This window comes from Verrucomicrobiota bacterium (assembly GCA_016871535.1).
Classification (GTDB): domain Bacteria; phylum Verrucomicrobiota; class Verrucomicrobiia; order Limisphaerales; family SIBE01; genus VHCZ01.
On sequence record VHCZ01000128.1, the window covers coordinates 1 to 17039 of the forward strand.

The following is a 17039-nucleotide window of genomic DNA, read 5'->3' on the forward strand; positions in this document are numbered from 1 at the left end:
ACACAGGGGAGCCTCAAGCTGTCCGCAACGTTTCTCGAAACCCGATGCGGGCGCCCCGCTTTTGACCTCGTTCAACCTCCTTCATCCCATCACTGGCTCGGAGACCGGAGGAGGATCCCGGGCGGGCAATCAGGTCTCCGAAGGTCTGGATCGCCCCGTCTGGTGGGTCCGGATCTGAATGTTCGCGCGGCCTGGCTGTTCACGCGGTGGCGAAACCCAGCACCATCCGTTCACGGAGAACGCCCTTGCCCTTTCCTGGGCGGCCCGTGAAGAACGCGGCGGGCGGTTCCGGCAACACCGTTTCCCCCTTCAGTTTCCCCCCTTTGGAAACCCCCTTTCCTGATGCGATCCGGGCGGGATTCACAGCCCCGGACACGGCCCGGCGCAAGTGAAAGAAAAGGGAAATCATAGCCCGGAAATGCCCCAAAATGCCGCTTGCCGAACGGAAAACGAGACCGGGCCTAGAAAAGCGAAAACCCACGACTTTCTTAGGAAAATCGAGGGTTTTACGCCTTCAAATTGGTTGCGGGGAGAGGATTTGAACCTCTGACCTTCAGGTTATGAGCCTGACGAGCTACCGGGCTGCTCCACCCCGCGATCAGGGGCTGCGAATATAGTCCCTTCGAAAACCAGCGCAAGTCATTTCCCGATTTTTTCGCGTCCCGAAAACAAAGAGCCCGCAGTGGACGAATCCAGGCTGCGGGCCCAAAAGCGAAATTGCGTTGTCGGCAATCGCTAGTCAGAGATTTTGATCGAAGCGAGCGCCACTTCCTTTTTGCCATTGACTTCCTTCACGGTGCCCTTGGCTTCCACTTTCTTGGTGGCCTGGCAAATGAGCTTGTGCGGCAAATGATGGTCTCCGTATTCGTTCTTGGCGACGTAGTAGGTCACCTCTTTGCCGTCTTCCTTGGCCACGATGACGTTAGTGCACTTGTCCGCTTTCTTCAGCGAACATTTGGCGCATTGAGCTTCGCCCTTGATCGTGACTTCTTTTTCGGCGGCGAATGCGCTGCTGGCCGATAAAAGCAAACCGACGACCGACAGGGTCAGAACTAATGTTTTCTTCATATGGAGTTCCTATTGTGGTTACCAGGTGGAGCGTGCCTCGAAAACAGTTCGTTCTTGACGCCGGTCTTTGACCGTCGCGCCACACTAATCGAGTATGGCACAAGCCCCAACGAGAGGCCAATTCAAGACCGCTAACGCCTAGTATTAGTTGCTCGATTACGGCAAATAGGACGAAAAAGCAAGAGCTAATTATTCAGCCGGTTCTTCCCTTCTTCCCCATTCTTCACCATCATGAAAGGGCATCTCACCTCGACCTCCCGTCGGGAGAGGCCGGAACGCGCTTCGCGTCTCGATACCCTTCACCGGCTGCTTGAGGTTTCCGCAATGCAATAGAGCTTGCTCCGGCCCCGGAGAAAGAGTTCGTTTCCGACGACTGCGGGTGAAGCGTCGAAGCCGTCGTCGAGTTTGTTTCGGGCGAGCACCTTCAGTTCCTTGGATTTTTCCAGCACGGCGGTGGTCCCTTCGCGGCCGACGACATAAATCCGATTGTTCATGCCAATCGGCGAAGAATAGATCGTGGTGACGCCTTCGAGCCGTTCCTGAAGGAAGTGGGGCTGGCCTGTGGCCGCGTCGAGACAAGTGATCAGCGCGTTGATGTGTTGGAAGAAATAAAGCAACCCGTCGTAGAGCAGCGGCGACGATACATACGACGTGCCGCGCGTGAATTTCCAGAGCACCGCGTCGGTGCCGGTCAGGTCGCCCGCGCCGCCTAGCTTGATCGCCATGGCCATCGGGGAGGTGCGTTGGCCGGACATGGCATAGACCGCATTCTGATCGACGACCACCATGGGGATAACGTTGATGCCAAGCCCCGAACATTGCCAGAGCACTTCACCGTTTTCCGGGTCGTAACTGCGGACGGCTTTGGCGCCGTTCACGATGACTTGCGTTTTGCCGCCGCGTTCGAGAACAAAGGGCGTCGTCCAACTGGAACCTTCATCCCGTTTCTTCGTCCATAATTCCCGGCCCGTCTTCTTGTCGAACGCGTGAATGTAGGAAGCCTTGTTGTTGTCCTGGATGACGATTGCGGTGTCGCCGACGAGCGCGGGAGAAGAGCTTTCGCCCCAGGTGACGTTGACTTTGCCGAGGTCTCTTTCCCATTTCAGATTGCCGTCGAGATCGAAGCAATAAAGCCCGTAGGAGCCGAAAGAGACCATGAGATGTTCGCCATCCGTGACCGGCGAACCGGAACTGCGGCTGTTCGTGGGTTGAATATCCTGATGCGCCGCATCCTGGCGAGCGACTTTCTTCCAGAGCGTCTGTCCGCTGCGGCGGTCCAGGCAAAGCACGGTGAAAGCGAATTTCATGTCGTTGCCCTCAACAGGCACGGCGGTGAGGACGAGAATCTTGTTTTCCCACACGATGGGAGTGGCGTGTCCCAGCCCAGGAATCGCGACTTTCCATTTCACGTTTTTTTCTTCGCTCCATTCCAGCGGCGGGCTGCCGTGCAGGACGAGGCCGTTGCCGGCGGGCCCGCGCCACTGCGGCCAGTTGCGGTCGTACTGCTCTGAGGAGGCGGCAAATGAAGGTCCAAGGCCTTTCGTGGAAAAAACGGCAATTGCGGACAAAAGCAGGGTGAATAGTTGGACTCTCATGGCCGGGATGATGTCATAGAGTCGATTCACTATGCAAGGCTCCCACATCCAAAACCCCAGAGCCCATTCACGCCGAACGGATTTTTGCCGGTCGTGTGCGCCAGCGTGCCCCAGGTGTAGATCAGGTCGGTCATCATGGATCGGTGTGACACCAATTCAGTTTGTTTTGAGGCGACCTGCGTCCAGCCCAGCTTGGCTTCGCTCTCGCGTTTGGAAGGGATGTCCGTCGAAGGTAGTGACAAAATTGAGTTGCCAGTTCGGACCGATTCCCCAAGGTTCAATGATGTGAGAAGACCGGTATGGCGAACCGATCCGTCTGTGTGTTGGCCTGTTGTGTTGGGAATGGGTCTTTTCGTCTTCATACACAAAGCGCCTGGACAACTCGCCCGCCAATCCGATCTTACATTCGAGCAACACGTCCGTCCCATCCTCAAAGCGCATTGCTTCGATTGCCATGGCGAAGGGGAAAAGCTGAAGGGCGGCCTCGATCTGCGCCTCCGCCGTTTCATGGTCAAAGGCGGAGATTCCGGAGCGGCCATCGTCCCCTTCCAGCCAGAGAAGAGCGAATTGATCGAGAAGATTCGCTCCGGCGAAATGCCCAAGCGGGACAAGAAACTTTCGTCCGAGGAAATCAGCACCATTGAAAAGTGGATCGCCAGCGGGGCGAAGACGGCTCGGGACGAACCCGCCGAGATCGGCCAGGGCATGCTCATCACCGAAGAAGAACGCGCGCATTGGGCGTTTCAGCCCGTGCGGCGTCCATCCGTTCCTGCGTTCCAGAGCGACCGGGTTCGCACGCCGGTCGATGCTTTCTTGCTCGCGGAGCTTGGCAAGCGCGGGCTTTCCTTTTCGCCGGATGCCGATCGGATCACGCTCATTCGGCGCGCCACGCTGGATCTCCTCGGCTTGTCTCCGAGTCCAGAGGAAGTCGCCGCGTTTGTAGCGGACAAAGCCCCTGGCGCTTATGAAAAACTCATCGACCGCTTGCTCAGTTCGCCGCATTACGGCGAGCGTTGGGGACGCCACTGGCTCGATGCCGCCGGTTACGCGGATTCTGATGGTTACTCCGAGGCCGACGTGCCGCGGGATTACGCTTACAAGTATCGCGACTATATGATCCGGGCGTTCAACTCCGACAAGCCGTTCGATGAATTCATCGTCGAACAACTGGCGGGCGACGAACAGGCGGCCAGCGTCTATACGAATCTCGCCTCTGCCGTCCGCGGTCCCGAAACCCTCGAAAAGCTCGTAGCCACGGGTTTTCTGCGCATGGGACCGGATGGCACGGCGACCGGCGGCATCGATCAGGACACGGCGCGGAACCAGGTCATCGCGGACACGATCAAGATTGTCTCGACTTCGTTGCTCGGTCTTTCCGTCGGCTGCGCGCAGTGCCACGACCACCGCTACGATCCCATTCCGCAGACGGATTATTACCGCCTGCGCGCCGTGTTGGAACCCGCTTACGACTGGAAGAACTGGCGCACGCCCCAGCAGCGCTTGATTTCACTCTACACCGATGCCGACCGCGCCAAAGCCTCCGAAATCGAAGCGGAAGCTAAAAAACTCACCGCCGAGAAAGAGGCCAAACAAAAGCAATACCTTGCCGACGCGCTCGAACGGCATCTTGAGAAATTCGACGCCGCTTTGCGCGATCCGCTTCGCTCCGCCTACCAAACGCCCCCCGACAAACGCACCGCCGAGCAGAAAAAACTGCTCATGGACCATCCGAGCGTGAACATCACGCCGGGCGTGCTCTACCAATACAATCCGAAGGCTGCCGATGATTTGAAAGCCATGGATGCCAAGATCGCCGAGGTCCGCGCCCGCAAGCCCGCCGAGGATTTCGTTCAAGCGCTGACGGAGGTTCCGGGAAAGATCCCCGTCACCTTCCTCTTCCATCGCGGCGATCCCAAGCAGCCAAAGGAAGCCGTCCAGCCCGGTGGGCTTTCGATCTTCGCTTCGACCGGGCAATGCGTTTCATTCCCGGACAAGGACCGCAGCTTGCCCAGCGCGGGACGCCGGTTGGCCTTCGCGCGTTGGCTCACGAGCGGGGAGCATCCCTTGGTGGCTCGCGTGATCGTTAACCGCGTTTGGATGCACCATTTCGGCCGCGGCCTCGTCGGCACACCCGCGGACTTCGGCATGCTCGGCGAAAAGCCGACCCATCCGGAGTTGCTCGACTGGCTCGCCAGCGCTTTCTCCTCTCAACTCTCAACCGCCAACTCTCAACTCGCCTTGAGCTGGAGTTTGAAACGCCTGCACAAATTGATCGTGACCTCCACCGCGTATCGTCAATCCTCGCGGCGCGATCCGGAAAAGGAAATCCACGACCCCGACAATACTCTCTACTGGCGCAAGCCCGTTCAGCGCCTGGACGCGGAATCGATTCGGGATTCCATTCTCGCCGCCAGCGGCGTGCTCAATCCCAAAATGGCCGGACCGCCAGTTCCGGTGCGTGAAGACCTCGTGGGCCAGGTCGTGGTCGGCGTCGATAAAAAGCAAGGCGACAACAAAATGCCGGTCGAAGTGCCGATGGGCGGCGAAGAATTCCGCCGCAGCGTGTATGTGCAGGTGCGCCGGAGCAAGCCGCTCGCTTTCCTGAATTCGTTCGACGCGCCGGTCATGGAAGTGAATTGCGAGCGCCGCCAATCCTCAACGGTCGCGACCCAGGCGCTCATGCTGATGAACAGCGATTTTGTTTTGGACCAGGCGCAACGGTTCGCGGCACGGCTGCGCCAAGAAGCCGGGCCGAACCGCAGAGATCAGATTATCCGCGCATGGCAACTGGCTTTCAGCCGTGATCCTTCGGAAAGCGAAATGCGAAGATCACTGGAGTTTCTCGCGCAACAGGTGACGCCCCTGGCGAGCGTTTCCGAGACAGCAACGGCTGAATCATCAGCGAAAACCACGGAGAAAAAGGCCGAACCGAGAGATTCAGCCAAAAAGGTCGAGCCAGACCATCAGGCGCTGGCCAATCTCTGCCAGGCCCTCTTGAGCGCAAACGAATTTCTCTACGTGGATTAGATTCAACCCTGTGACGTTGTAACGCTTCCCCTCACGGCTTTCCCGCCGCCGGATACGCCGAGGCGGCGCAATGGACGGCGCCGTGGTTGCGCTGGCTCGCGGCGGTGTAGATCGGGAGGATTGCGATCTCGGGTCCGAGCGCTTGCGGGTACGCGCTTCTGGCGGCTTCGTCTAGAAACGCGTAGAAACCCCCGTAAGCCGGTATGAGCAGGCGCGACCGATCGTGGAGACTGTTGACGTAATTGATCGTGCGATACATGTCCGGCAAACTGGGAATTGGCACCACTTTCCAGCCGAGTTTTTGCAGTTCACGAATCTGGGTCTGGCGGGCTTCCTCCAGCTCGCGCAACGCTGCGAAATAACTTCGAACCAGCGCATCCGGCGGCATTGCGGCCTCGGTGAGCGCCGCGCTCCAATGCAAATCCAGAGCCGCGAGGAAGCATTGGAAATTTCCAGTCGGCGAATCGTTTCGGTCCCTCGCAAACGCCCGGGCCAGGGTTAAAGGATATTGACGGTCCTGATTCAAATGCCGTTGCAGTGCGGCGGTCAGTGTCTGCGCGAGGTCGAGATTCTTGCCTTCGCGAAGCTGCGCGCGAGCTGCGTTCGCGTCGCCCGGCGTCAGGCTGCGATTGGCTTCCAAGACCGCCACGCCGCGTTCGAGGATCCGCCGGATGGCTGTTTGCGGATCATTGACAAACGCCAGCACTTGTCCCCGATGCGTCCGGACCGTGACGTCGAAATCCAGATGGTGGGAGACGATCGGGAAAACCACGCACACGTCCACGCCAAACTCCGCCCGGAATGCTTGCAGCGTCTGGTCGCGCGTCAAACCGAGCGCGGTGTTGCGGCAGATTTCCGCCTCGCTGACCAGCAGTACGCGCCGTTTGGCTGCGGGATCATGGACGGCGAGCAGATTGCCGCCCTGGAAAAGCAGCGGTGACTGGATCACGGTATGGCCCGCGGCGCGCAGTTCGTCCATCAGGTATGAATCTCCCGGCATGAACTGGGATTCGTCTTCACCCTGGGAAGCGTAACGCGGCGCCAGCGTGGCCGGCGCGGCGCGGTTGGCAGGATTCAGAGCTGCGAAACCGGCCTTCCCGTTGTCCTGCGCCCACGGAGTCACGTCGCATTTCTCGGCGAGAATCGTCAGTTGGTCGGGGCGCTTGAGCGGCCAAGAATGCTGCGCAAGCCAATGAAGGTTCGTGGCAAAAGTGTCCCGAATGGTGACCAGAAAATCCGCCTCCGGCAACGCAGCCACGATTTGCGCCGTGACATCCAGACTGTCGCCCGGAACGATCCCGCCCAGGTAACCGCCCTCCACTTGCATCCGCACCAGGGCGATTTCATCCTCGCCGTTTTCCGCCGCGACGCGAAATCCAGGGCCGTTCCGATGAAATTCGAAGCTAATTTAATAAGGGATTTGAGTTCCTCTTTCACCGCTGCGGCAGGCTTGCCGTCCAACAGCCGGCGAGCGGTGTGCCGAATCAGTTCAGTGCCCCGCGCGGATTGAGGGCCGTTCAGTTTGAAACAATCGAGCCAATCGGACGGGAAACCCAAATCAGAGAGCTCTCGTGCGGCAACTTCGGCAGGCTGAGCCAGAACTTTTTGCGGACCGAGGATGGCAAGGGCTTCTACGAGCGTCGCAATCAATCCCTCATGAGCGAGGCGGCGCGCAATGAAATCGGCGGCTTTCCGCTGCGCTTCGGTGAGGCCTTCCGCCGGGAGGACCATTGGAACCACTCGACCGGCCTCGTCCAGGATCGGCGCGCGAAATCCGCGCAGCGGCAATTGTCGCCGCTCCTGAGCGATCCGATATTTCGAGATTGGGTCCGGAATCTGGGGCGACAGAGTTTTGACGAACCCGGCATCGGCTGGCTGCCGTGCGCCGGGCGGACGGCCTCGTAGAGCGGCGTTCCCCGCCACCGCGTGATACCGTTGCGCATATTGGTCGAACGTGAGGCGGTGTCCTGTTCGGCGGACGAAATCGACCGGCAAATTAAGCCTTGATCCGATCTGCTCTCCATAAACCGGAAGCGTCCGAGTGCCCGCCGGATCCTGGATCACGACGATGGAGCCGTGTTGGCGGAGTGAACCTTGAAACGGCTGTTGATTAGCCACAGAGAGCGCAAAGATCACAGAGGAAACGAATTGAACGATCAACGCCATCTACTAACCGAGTGAATAGGTCTGTTCATTCGATAAGCCCGTCAAGCTTTGTGTTCTTTGTGCTCTCTGTGGCTGAACAGCTTTTTCGAGACTGAAAGACAGCCGGCGCGCTGCGCTGCGTCACCGCTCTCCAAGACAAATTCTGAATCATCGAAGGCGCCAATCGGACACGAAGGCCACGCCCCAATTGGGGCCTGGCGAATGGACTGCAAGTTGACTAGCGAAACCAAAGAACGAATTGCCGGTTGGTTCTTCCGTTACCCGGCGATTTGCATGCTCGTGTGGACGCTGCTGTTCTCGGTCGGGTTCCGGCTTTGTTTTTTAGGCCTGTTGTTGCTCCCCGTCATCCTGGCCCTGGCCTTGGCGAAGATTTGGCGGACGACCCCGTCGGGATTTCTTCCCGTAGTCCGGATCAGCGGCGTGGATTGGCTTCAGGCCAAAGCCCTCGAGCGGTCCGCGCAGCGCGAACTGCAAAGCGGGCGCGTCTCCGATGGTCTGATCGCCTACAATCTGGCGGTGGAGAATAATTCAGGCGATCAATCGTTGCTGCGTGGATTCTTGCGCCAGGTCGTGCGGCACGCGGAACCGCCGCGTTTTCAGGGCCCGGCGCTCTGGCGCGCCTTCTGGCTCATGCGCCTGACGCAGACGAACGTCATCGATCTGGAATTGGCCAGCGCGGTCTTCGAGAAATACGGGCTGGAGGATTATCTGATTGCACTTCTCAAATGCCACGAAGATCGTCTGACGTTGCCGCTGCAAAAGATTTTTCTGCGCGCCTTGTTCAATCAAGGACACATGGCGGAGTTCGATGCGTTCTGGCGCGAGCGGGCAGCGACGGCAGCCTTGCCGGCCGACCCGGAGATGCGGCTGTACCGCGCCGCCTTCCGGGAGGGCTGGGGACTCTGCGTCGTTCCCTCTCCCTTGAGGGAGAGGGTGAAGGCGTTAGACGAGTCAGCGGCCTTGGAAATTGCCAGCGCTTCTCCCTCACCCCAGGCCTCTCCCGCTGGGAGAGAGAGAACAGCCACTGAAAACAGCGAGGAACCACAAATGGAGGTGCGGCTGAACGATCATCTGCACGATCCGCAGTGGCGCGTGCTCGCCCATCGGCTTCGTTTGCGGGTGTGCGAACAGCGCGATGAAGTCGATGAATATCTGGCTTGTCTGGAGCGGTTGAGTGATTGGAAACTAGACCGCCTCATCGACCATGTCCGCGCCTGGCGTTTGCTGGCGGGAAACCAGCGGCGGGATTCGGCGATCGAACGGGCCAGGGCATTGGCGATGTCCCCGGCCACGGGGCTGGAAACCTTCCAATTGGCCCAGGCATACCTCGCTCTGGGCCTACGCGAGCTGGCGCAGCGCTTGCTCGATCGCTTCACCCTGGAGTTCAGTTTCCTGGACGAGCTGTGGATTTTGTATGCCAATCTGCTCATCGAGTCAGAGCAGTGGGACAACCTGCGGCGACTGGCGCTGCAAATCGGATTGGACAGCACCTTAAGCGAGCGGTTGGGGGATCTGAGTCATTTTCTGGAAGGCCGGGTGGAATTGGCGCAACACCGTTTGAATGCGGCCCGCCAGGCGTTTGGCCGGATCGGAACGAGCCGTTGTCCGCATCCTCAACTGACCCTCGCGATGGCCCCGCATTTGTGGCGCTGGGGACACAGGGAAAAAGCGCTTTCGTTGCTCAAGTCGGTAGAGCGGTTCAGCGAACACAATCCCGTTTACTGGGACACACTCGCGACCCTGGCTTTCGAGCTGAAGGACGCGGAGTTGTTGTTGAAATCCACAGCGAAGGCGCTGGCCTTGAACCCCGCCGACCGGGTCGCGCGAAACAACTATGCTGCGGCCTTGCTGATCAATCGCCGCCAGCCGGAGCAAGCGATCCAACACACGTTTGCGCTCTGGAGCCACCGACCCGACGCGGTGGCTTTTCGGATCAATCACGCTCTGGCGTTGATTCAGAACTATCGTTATGAGGATGCCGATCGGCTGCTGGCGCAGATCGACCCGCAAAGGCTGAGCGCCTCGGAGCGGGCGCTCTACAATTTCGGTTGCGTGGAGGTGCTGGTTCGTCAGGGGCGTCTGGAGTTGGCCCGAACGTTCTCACGGGAAGTGGAAGCGGACCATTTGTTCCCCGAGCAAGGGAAACATCTCCAAGAACTCCGAGAAACGTTCGAGAGCGTCATTGTCCGGAAATCTTCGGTGGACCATGACGAAGCAGCCGCCGCAACTCCTCCTATCGATTGAAACGCAAGCTGGACAGAAGAGGACATAGAGTTGGCAAACCTTCAATAGCTCCTGTGAAGTTTCCGAATCAATCCGCGGCACACTCCTCAAGCAGCTTCCGATAAACCTCCCGTGCGTGGGCGTAGTCCTTCTTCGCCTGGTCCATTTCGTCGGCCTTGTAGAAGCGCTCCTTCTGCGACCAGCATTGATCGAGGCTTTTCAAGCACCACTCCGCGCTGCGGCGCGAGGCGCGAATCGGTTTGCCATCCACCACCACAAAGATCGGGTTGGTGTGCGATGAAGGCAGAATCCTCAGGGCCACCCAACTGCTGCGGCCAATCTTCACGTCGAAGCTGACGTCCTGGAGTTTTCCGTCCGCGACGATCGTTTTGCGCGCGACCGCGTAGCCGTTGACGATAGCTTCCACAGGTACTTCCCGCGTGCCCTCGATTCGCGCCCGCTCCACGTCCCAGTACGGTTTCTGGTGGTAAGGCGTGCTTCTCAGCGACAGGTTCGCCTTCTCGTTCAGCAACGCCGCGACTTTCGCTTTCAGCCGGACGGTGCCTGCTTTTGCCAGCCGGAGTTCGCTCCCATTTTCGCCCATTGCGACGTCGTTGGCCTTGAATTCGAGCAAATGGCTCTTGCCATCGCCGACGTAGTTGCGGCCTTGCCGGATGCCTTCGCACCATTGGTCGTAGTTCAACTTGCCGTCGAGCTTGACATAAGACCGGCCCAGGCCGACGCGCTCGCCGTAGATGCACGGAAAATCGGTTTCGCCGCTGATGCGTGTGCGGAACCCGACGTTCAGCGTGTGATACCAGATGTTCAATTCCCAGACGTAGGGCGTGTCCACGGTGGAAATGAAATCCACCGCAGGCACAAGCTTGCCGTCCGGTCCAGGGACCTGGTGAGTCACATCCATGATATATTCGTTGGCGCCGATGCCATTGAAGGGCGGGATGATGTAGTTGGGCAATTCATCCGAAAGCGTGACGACTTCGCCGGAAGTTCGGCTGCTCACGGGCGGATTGCCGGACGGGCGCGCTTCCAGACCCCAGCCTGAATGCGCGGGCCCGCACACCGCGCCTTGCTTCTTCGCCCAGCGAAGCGTGTTCAAGCCCAGCGTGGGCCAATGGTCCTTTGAGTCGCCGCCGGGGTACATTTGCTCCTTCAACCGGAGCAAGCAGAGATGGCCTGATTGGTGCGAGCCAAACCCCGAAACCTCCACGTCATAGTGCAGCAAGTAGGGGTGGCGGGAAACCTTGTCGTCCTTGCTCGTGAAAAACTGTTTCTGATAATCGAAGCACGGTCCCCAGGTCAGGTTGCAGCCGACCTTCAAGTCTTCGCCCAGGCAATGCCGCATCATGTCCGGTGCATGCACGCCTTCGGTCGGGTTCGTATAATGCGCGCATCCGGCGGCGTGGATATGATGATCGCCCGACCACCAGCCGGTCTTCGAGGGATCGATCCAGCGTTTGAGCTGAAAACTGATGGTCTTGGGCTTTCCCGCCACCTCAACCTTGGCCGTGTCCAGGAAGTATTCCGGCCCGCGCCCGAATTCGATGGTGTAAGTTCCAGCCGGCAGCCGGACCGTTTCGCCGTCCGCGCGATACACCTGCGGGTGAAACGCAAAATCCGGGGCGAGCCGTTTTGCCTGAGAAGGATAAATCCGGCCTTGCTGGTCGCGAATGACGAACATCCCCGTGGTAGGACGCTTGTTCTCGTCCAGAACTTTGAACGTGATCTCCGGTGCCACGGCGCACCGGAACGTCGTCGTCAGATCGTTTCCGCCTGCGATGTTTTGCGTGCCCTGGGCAAGATTGAACGCAATCCTCGCTGACCGGTCGCCGGCATCACGGCTGTAAAGCTGAATGATGCGGTACTCCAGATTCAGGCCGCTCAGTTGCTCCCGGAGCGGTTGCTTGTTGAACATTTGCAAATCCAGCCAAAGGTCCGCGGCGCCGAGACCAGGACTTGCGCCGCGTTTGCGATAGGCGCGGTCGGAGGCGGTGACGCTGGAGCCGCTTTCAAATAGAGACAACGCATTCGGACTCACAGCGCGGAGTTCGGCGGTGAGGCCTGGATCATTGTGAACTTTGACGAGAAACTGTCGCCAGCCTTGCTGGACTAATTCGGGTTTGGCCGGACCTGCGGACACCTTAAGGCCCGGCTCCGGTGTAATGGTGACGCCGAGCAAGCAGTACGCGTCGAGGATTCTTTGGATGACGGCGGTGGCTTGAGCGTCGCCCAAACCGTTCATTTCCTTTTCCAGGGCTTGTTTGTCGGCGGGACTGAATGGCGAGCCAAGATACTCCGCGGCTTCGATGAGTCGCCGGACCTGGGCGATGATCGGCTGCCATTCCACTTTTTCAACGAGGGCGAGGGAAGGAGCGCCGCCGGCCACGCCAATGGGATTGAACACAAAGGTGACGGCGGCGAGCAGGACTGCGAGGAAGATTCTTGAGCGCGACATGAGTTGCCTTTCTGTTCGGGTGAATTGGACAACCCAAGGATCAGCGATTTTCCACCGTTTGCACAGCCGGAAATTCAGTTCCTTCGTTGGCGCCATCGCCGGCGGTTGAAGGACATACGGGACATACGACCAGAAAAGGCTCCTGACCCGAGGCGATCGCGTCGGGCAACGGCTGGTCTGGCGACTCCAGACTCCAGTCCTGTTCGCAGACGAAAAACCGCACGAAGGGCCGCCGTTTTTGCGCGACGTGATCGCGGATCGTTCCCTTCAGCATCGGATAGCGCGATTCGGGCGCATTGAGGATCGAGCGTTGCGTGACCGGGGCCGACACTTCGAGCTGTCCGGATCGGACAGCGAAGGTTCGAGATGCCAGACGCGCTTGAATTCCCAGGGATGTTGCGTGCCGTCGTACCATTGATGTGTGGCAAGCGGCTTGCCGGTTTCAGCCGAAGTGTCATAGACGAACTTGTTGCTTTCGCCTTTGGGAAAACCTTCCGGCGTGGTCGTGGGTTCGCCCGGCGGGGTGCCGGGTTGATGCCAGGTCTTGCCGCCGTCGTCCGAACGCTGAATAATCTGCCCGAACCAGCCGCTGGTTTGCGAGGCAAACAGCCGGTTCGGATCCACAGGCGATCCCTTCAAATGGTAGATTTCCCAGCCGCCGAAGAGGGGGCCGTTGACTTGCCACTTCTTGCGTTTGCCGTCTGAGGTCAGGACCAACGCGCCCTTGCGCGTGCCCACCAATACTCGTACTCCGCTCAGAGTCGCTCCTATCTTTTCGGCGCGTTTTCCACGATGGATTGGATCGACGCCAACCCTTTCTCGAATTCGCCGCCCAGCATTTTGTCCATGTTCATGAACAGGCACATGGCTTTGGCGATGAAGTTGTTTTTGCCGTCCATGCTCCAGGTGACGGTGGTCTGGCTGCCGTCGGACTTGAACATGAACTCGGAAGTGCTGGTTCCCGCCATCGGCTTGAAGAATTCCAGATTGAACCGGACCAATTCGTTGGTGCGGCTTTCGGTAATGGTCATGCGGCCTTCGCCAATCTGGTTGTTGCCGGCCCACGCGAACACCGCCCCTTTGCCTGCGGGCGGCCCTTCAAACGTGTTCTTGGCCGCAGGGTCCAGCTTGGCCCACGGCGACCACGCCTCCCATTTGTGGAGATCGTTCACCTGCTCAAAGGCCGCCGCCGCCGGGGCCGCCATCGTGGCCGACCGCGTGACGCGGAACTCGGAAGGTTGCACGGCCACGACGACCACAAACACGACGATGATGACAGCCAGTGCGATAAGGATCTTCTTAAGCATACTGATCAGACCGTGGGATGGCATGCCGGCAGGTTAGAGCCCGCCGACATCTCAATTGCGCTTGCCCGGTCTATTCCTTCGACGAACGAAGCGCAGAACTTAGGACATCGTCAATGCGAATTTTTTCTTCTTCACGCATCCGGATTCGAAGTAGCGCGGGCGTCCTCGCCTGCGGGTTCAAGGGGCGTCCCGCCCCGTTTCCCTCCGAACGGCGAGACGCCGTCCGAACTCGCAGCCGAGCGGCTGCGCTACGAGATCAAAGGAGAATTGCCGCTGATTGCGGCCCGCATTGCTTTTGTTCCGAGGTGCTGTAAGCTTCCCGGCAGATACCGAGACCCGTGCGCCTATGACAACTCCTTCCTGCCGGCGCGTTCGCCGGAACCAAACGGCCTTTTCTTCCCCACGCCAGGCATTCACCTTGATCGAACTGCTGGTCGTCATCGCGATCATCGCCATTCTTGCAGGCATGCTGTTGCCCGCGCTGAGCCGCGCCAAGGCTCAGGGCAATGCGACCGTTTGCCTCAACAGCCTTCGCCAGATGTCGCTCGCCACCGGCTTTTATGCCGACGACTTCCGCGATCACGTCCCCCCGGTGACGACCGAGGTCGGCACGTACTGGTTTCACCAGATCGCGCCTTACATGGGCGACGCCGCTTACAAAAACAAACCGGCCGAGAACGTGAACGGCGTCATGCGAATCATGTTTTGCCCTGCCACCAAACGGCCCAAGGCCAAACCGGCCATCGGCGAAGCCTGGTGGGGCACCTCCACCAAAACCTGGCGCGTTCTCGAAGGCGAAGGCAGTTACGGCATGAACCTGTGGCTGGACAATCTTGGCGTCTATGTCGCCGATTTTCCTCGCGACAAATACTACTCCCAGTTCTCCATCGCGCCAGGGGATGTGCCCGTCTATGGCGATTCCGTCTGGGTCGGTTCCTGGCCCGAAGGCAAGGATCGTCCGCCGCTCGACCTCAAGGGCGGCGGATACGGCGGCGGCAGTTTTCCGCACGCCAAAGGCCAGTTCATGGGCCGGTTTGCCATCGACCGCCATCGCGGCGGGATCAACGTCGGTTTCGTCGATGGCCACGCGGCGAAAGTCACGGTCAAGGGTCTATGGACCTTGAATTGGCACAAGGATTTCGAACCGAACGCCAACGTGAAAGTGCCGGAACGTTGATGACAGACACGCAACCCCTCAGTTATCGACGGTGGAGCGACGCTCCTGCGGATCTCTTCTTCTTCGATGGCATTGGCACGGCAAGCCTCGCCCCACGAGTAGTGGAGTAGTGGAGCATTGGAGTCCTGTAATCTCCAACACTCCAACACTCCAGACTTCAGTTCGGCGATTCTTCAGACACACTGTCAGGGCGAGAGCGGCTTCCAATCGGGGTGACGGAAGCGATTGAAGACCCAGACAAAGTCGGGATTCTTCGCGCCGCCGCCTTTCCAGAAAAAACTTTCGATGCCGTTCGCGGAATCCGTTGCGGCCTTGACCGTGGCCGGGTCGCGCCAGGCGTGGCCCTCCGCGTGGCCGTCCGCGAAGGAGAATGTGCTCCAGTTGCCGTGATAGATCGCGAAGGCATCGACCCACCCTGGCGGGTTCAACTGGATGTTCCACGTGCCCCGATTGTAATCGCGCGGATCGGCTTCTTCGACGAACACCATCGACTCCGCCGGTTCGGGGATCGCGGCCAACTTGGTGAACAGCCGGATCGGATTGTAGCCGCGTCCGGTGCCGTTCATGGTGTCGCACTTCGAGTAGCTGTCGTAAGCCCAGCCGCGTCCGGGCTTGTTCCGTTTCGTCCGCAAATCGCCGGGGCAATGGAAGGAATCGTAAGCGCTCCAGTATTGGGTGAGCGGCGAGTTGCTCAAACCGGCATAAACGCGCTGCAAAGCCTGATCGACGCGAAGGTTCGCCGTGATGTCCGGCTGCGGTCCGCGCCAATAGCCGCCCGCATACAAATCCACGGTGCCGTTCGCGCCGGCGTATTGGGTGGGGAGGATGGTGTCGTTGTTGTCCTCGGCATAGAGCATCCAGGCCAGGACGATTTGCTTCTGGTTGTTCAGGCAGACGGCGCCGGTGGCTTTGAGCTTGGCCCGGTTCAACGCCGGCAGAAGCATCCCCGCCAGGATCGCGATGATAGCGATGACGACTAGGAGTTCGATCAGGGTGAAAGCCCGTGCCAAGGTTGCCTGGCGTGGGGTGCGATTAAAATTGCCGGTCAGCGACTTCGATTGACTTCCCTCTCTCCCCGCGAGGAACGAGGGGGGGGGAGAGTCGGAGAGAGGGGTTTCTTGGAAACATGAGACCCGATCCAACGCACCTCCTCTCCCCGGCCCTCTCCTCTCTTCGGAAAGAGAGGGAGAAGACTTCGCTGACCGACAGTCTGAGTCGCACCCCCTGGCGTGTCGCGCCCCCCAGCCCTACCCTCAAACGTTGAGTATCGTCAATGAGGCGCATAACCGGACGGTTGAGACAGTGGAGCCTGCACTAAACTGGGTCGTTCTGCAATTGTTCGCTTTGGAATCTTGGCCCCGTTTGTCGGTTGCCAGTTTTCAGTTGTCAGGGTTGTCAGCATCTGTCTCGGCGACGCGAAGAAGAGCCAGTGTCGAGGGGTTGCTGTGGTGACCAGTTCCGACAGTTTCGTCCGGCGTTCCCTGATTCCATCGCAAGATCCTTCCCGGCGCCGCAACAAGGTCCAAGAAACACCGACGCAACCGCAGGCACGGTTTGCGTGAATGCGATCGAATGTTCCTCTCTCCCGTCCTGAGGACACCCAGACGGTAGGGCGAGCCTGTCCCCAGCGAGCCGAGTCGGACGTTGTTCAGGCACGTCGAGCGGCTCGCCGGGACGGATTCGCCCTACCGAGTTTATGGGCCGTGTGCCTGGCGCTCCGCCACGTGTCGCTTCCGAGGAAAGTTGGAAGGCTCGTCTTGACGGCCGTTCTGAGCTTTTCGGCTTTGGCGGGGCTTTCTGCTGTTGCGGCGCAGGCGGTGTCGAGTCCACCCTCCCCCAATGCGAAAGACCGGCTGGAACGAACGACAGCGCTTAACACGACAGCGACACTTTCCGCTTGCGCCTGTTTCGGAGTTGGTTTAGCGTCGAACCCGAGTGAATGGCGCTGGGTCGGAGAGTGAGACCGCGTGGGTAATCCGCGGACGCAACCTCTCGTCGTGGGA

General features: G+C 59.5%; 11 protein-coding genes, 1 tRNA gene and 3 pseudogenes. 4 read left to right on the plus strand and 11 right to left on the minus strand.

From position 1 onward, the window contains the following. Positions 1 to 199: 199 nt before the first annotated feature. The 5 genes from FJ398_16460 to FJ398_16480 form a co-directional block, all read right to left on the minus strand. A complete protein-coding gene (locus tag FJ398_16460; GenBank protein MBM3839527.1) occupies positions 200 to 409 on the minus strand; it encodes a hypothetical protein in 210 nt (69 codons plus the stop codon). Between the two features lie 111 nt (positions 410 to 520). After that, positions 521 to 597: transfer RNA gene (locus tag FJ398_16465), tRNA-Met, on the minus strand. A gap of 138 nt (positions 598 to 735) precedes the next feature. Then, positions 736 to 1068 carry a hypothetical protein gene (locus FJ398_16470; protein MBM3839528.1) on the minus strand — a complete coding sequence of 111 codons (333 nt, stop codon included), beginning with the start codon at positions 1066 to 1068 and terminating at the stop codon, positions 736 to 738. Positions 1069 to 1367: 299 nt separating this feature from the next. Next, on the minus strand, positions 1368 to 2711 hold the full coding sequence (locus FJ398_16475) for a hypothetical protein (GenBank protein MBM3839529.1): 1344 nt from the start codon (positions 2709 to 2711) through the stop codon (positions 1368 to 1370). Next, entirely contained in the window at positions 2693 to 2905 is a 213-nt protein-coding gene (locus tag FJ398_16480; GenBank protein MBM3839530.1) for a hypothetical protein, read from the minus strand. Before FJ398_16480 ends, FJ398_16475 begins: the two co-directional genes overlap by 19 nt. Before the next feature lie 100 nt (positions 2906 to 3005). Here FJ398_16480 and FJ398_16485 point away from each other — a divergent pair, with 100 nt between their 5' ends. Continuing rightward, positions 3006 to 5690 carry a DUF1553 domain-containing protein gene (locus FJ398_16485; GenBank protein ID MBM3839531.1) on the plus strand — a complete coding sequence of 895 codons (2685 nt, stop codon included), beginning with the start codon at positions 3006 to 3008 and terminating at the stop codon, positions 5688 to 5690. Between the two features lie 31 nt (positions 5691 to 5721). Here the strand turns inward: FJ398_16485 and FJ398_16490 are convergent, their stop codons facing one another. Next, positions 5722 to 7017 (minus strand): hypothetical protein, encoded by a 1296-nt coding sequence (locus FJ398_16490; protein ID MBM3839532.1) that lies wholly within the window; start codon positions 7015 to 7017, stop codon positions 5722 to 5724. Between the two features lie 278 nt (positions 7018 to 7295). On the opposite strand from FJ398_16490, the gene FJ398_16495 reads away from it, so the two are divergent. Next, on the plus strand, positions 7296 to 7595 hold the full coding sequence (locus tag FJ398_16495) for a hypothetical protein (GenBank protein ID MBM3839533.1): 300 nt from the start codon (positions 7296 to 7298) through the stop codon (positions 7593 to 7595). A 462-nt stretch (positions 7596 to 8057) separates the two neighbouring features. Continuing rightward, positions 8058 to 10100, plus strand: a complete 2043-nt coding sequence (locus tag FJ398_16500) for a hypothetical protein (protein MBM3839534.1) — start codon at positions 8058 to 8060, stop codon at positions 10098 to 10100. Positions 10101 to 10167: 67 nt separating this feature from the next. On the opposite strand, the gene FJ398_16505 is transcribed toward FJ398_16500, so the two are convergent. From FJ398_16505 to FJ398_16520, 4 genes and pseudogenes are all read right to left on the minus strand, one after another. Beyond that, positions 10168 to 12426 (minus strand): hypothetical protein, encoded by a 2259-nt coding sequence (locus FJ398_16505; GenBank protein MBM3839535.1) that lies wholly within the window; start codon positions 12424 to 12426, stop codon positions 10168 to 10170. Between the two features lie 250 nt (positions 12427 to 12676). Then, positions 12677 to 12943 (minus strand): annotated as a pseudogene (locus tag FJ398_16510) (MoaD/ThiS family protein). Next, positions 12889 to 13311 (minus strand): annotated as a pseudogene (locus FJ398_16515) (exo-alpha-sialidase). The pseudogenes FJ398_16510 and FJ398_16515 overlap by 55 nt, the downstream one beginning before the upstream one ends. Before the next feature lie 8 nt (positions 13312 to 13319). Beyond that, the gene (locus tag FJ398_16520; GenBank protein ID MBM3839536.1) at positions 13320 to 13859 is read right to left on the minus strand and encodes an SRPBCC family protein; all 540 of its coding nucleotides are present in this window, start codon (positions 13857 to 13859) and stop codon (positions 13320 to 13322) included. 346 nt (positions 13860 to 14205) lie between these two features. Here FJ398_16520 and FJ398_16525 point away from each other — a divergent pair. Next, positions 14206 to 14400 (plus strand): annotated as a pseudogene (locus FJ398_16525) (type II secretion system protein). Between the two features lie 821 nt (positions 14401 to 15221). On the opposite strand, the gene FJ398_16530 reads toward FJ398_16525, so the two are convergent. Then, on the minus strand, positions 15222 to 16178 hold the full coding sequence (locus FJ398_16530) for a type II secretion system protein (GenBank protein MBM3839537.1): 957 nt from the start codon (positions 16176 to 16178) through the stop codon (positions 15222 to 15224). Between the last annotated feature and the right edge of the window lie 861 nt (positions 16179 to 17039).

Coding starts and splice junctions, on each gene's coding strand:
- FJ398_16460 (MBM3839527.1), bottom strand. CDS start 409: ATGATTTCCCTTTTCTTTCACTTGCGCCGGGCCGTGTCCGGGGCTGTG.
- FJ398_16470 (MBM3839528.1), bottom strand. CDS start 1,068: ATGAAGAAAACATTAGTTCTGACCCTGTCGGTCGTCGGTTTGCTTTTA.
- FJ398_16475 (MBM3839529.1), bottom strand. CDS start 2,711: ATGTGGGAGCCTTGCATAGTGAATCGACTCTATGACATCATCCCGGCC.
- FJ398_16485 (MBM3839531.1), top strand. CDS start 3,006: ATGGGTCTTTTCGTCTTCATACACAAAGCGCCTGGACAACTCGCCCGC.
- FJ398_16490 (MBM3839532.1), bottom strand. CDS start 7,017: ATGCAAGTGGAGGGCGGTTACCTGGGCGGGATCGTTCCGGGCGACAGT.
- FJ398_16500 (MBM3839534.1), top strand. CDS start 8,058: ATGGACTGCAAGTTGACTAGCGAAACCAAAGAACGAATTGCCGGTTGG.
- FJ398_16520 (MBM3839536.1), bottom strand. CDS start 13,859: ATGCTTAAGAAGATCCTTATCGCACTGGCTGTCATCATCGTCGTGTTT.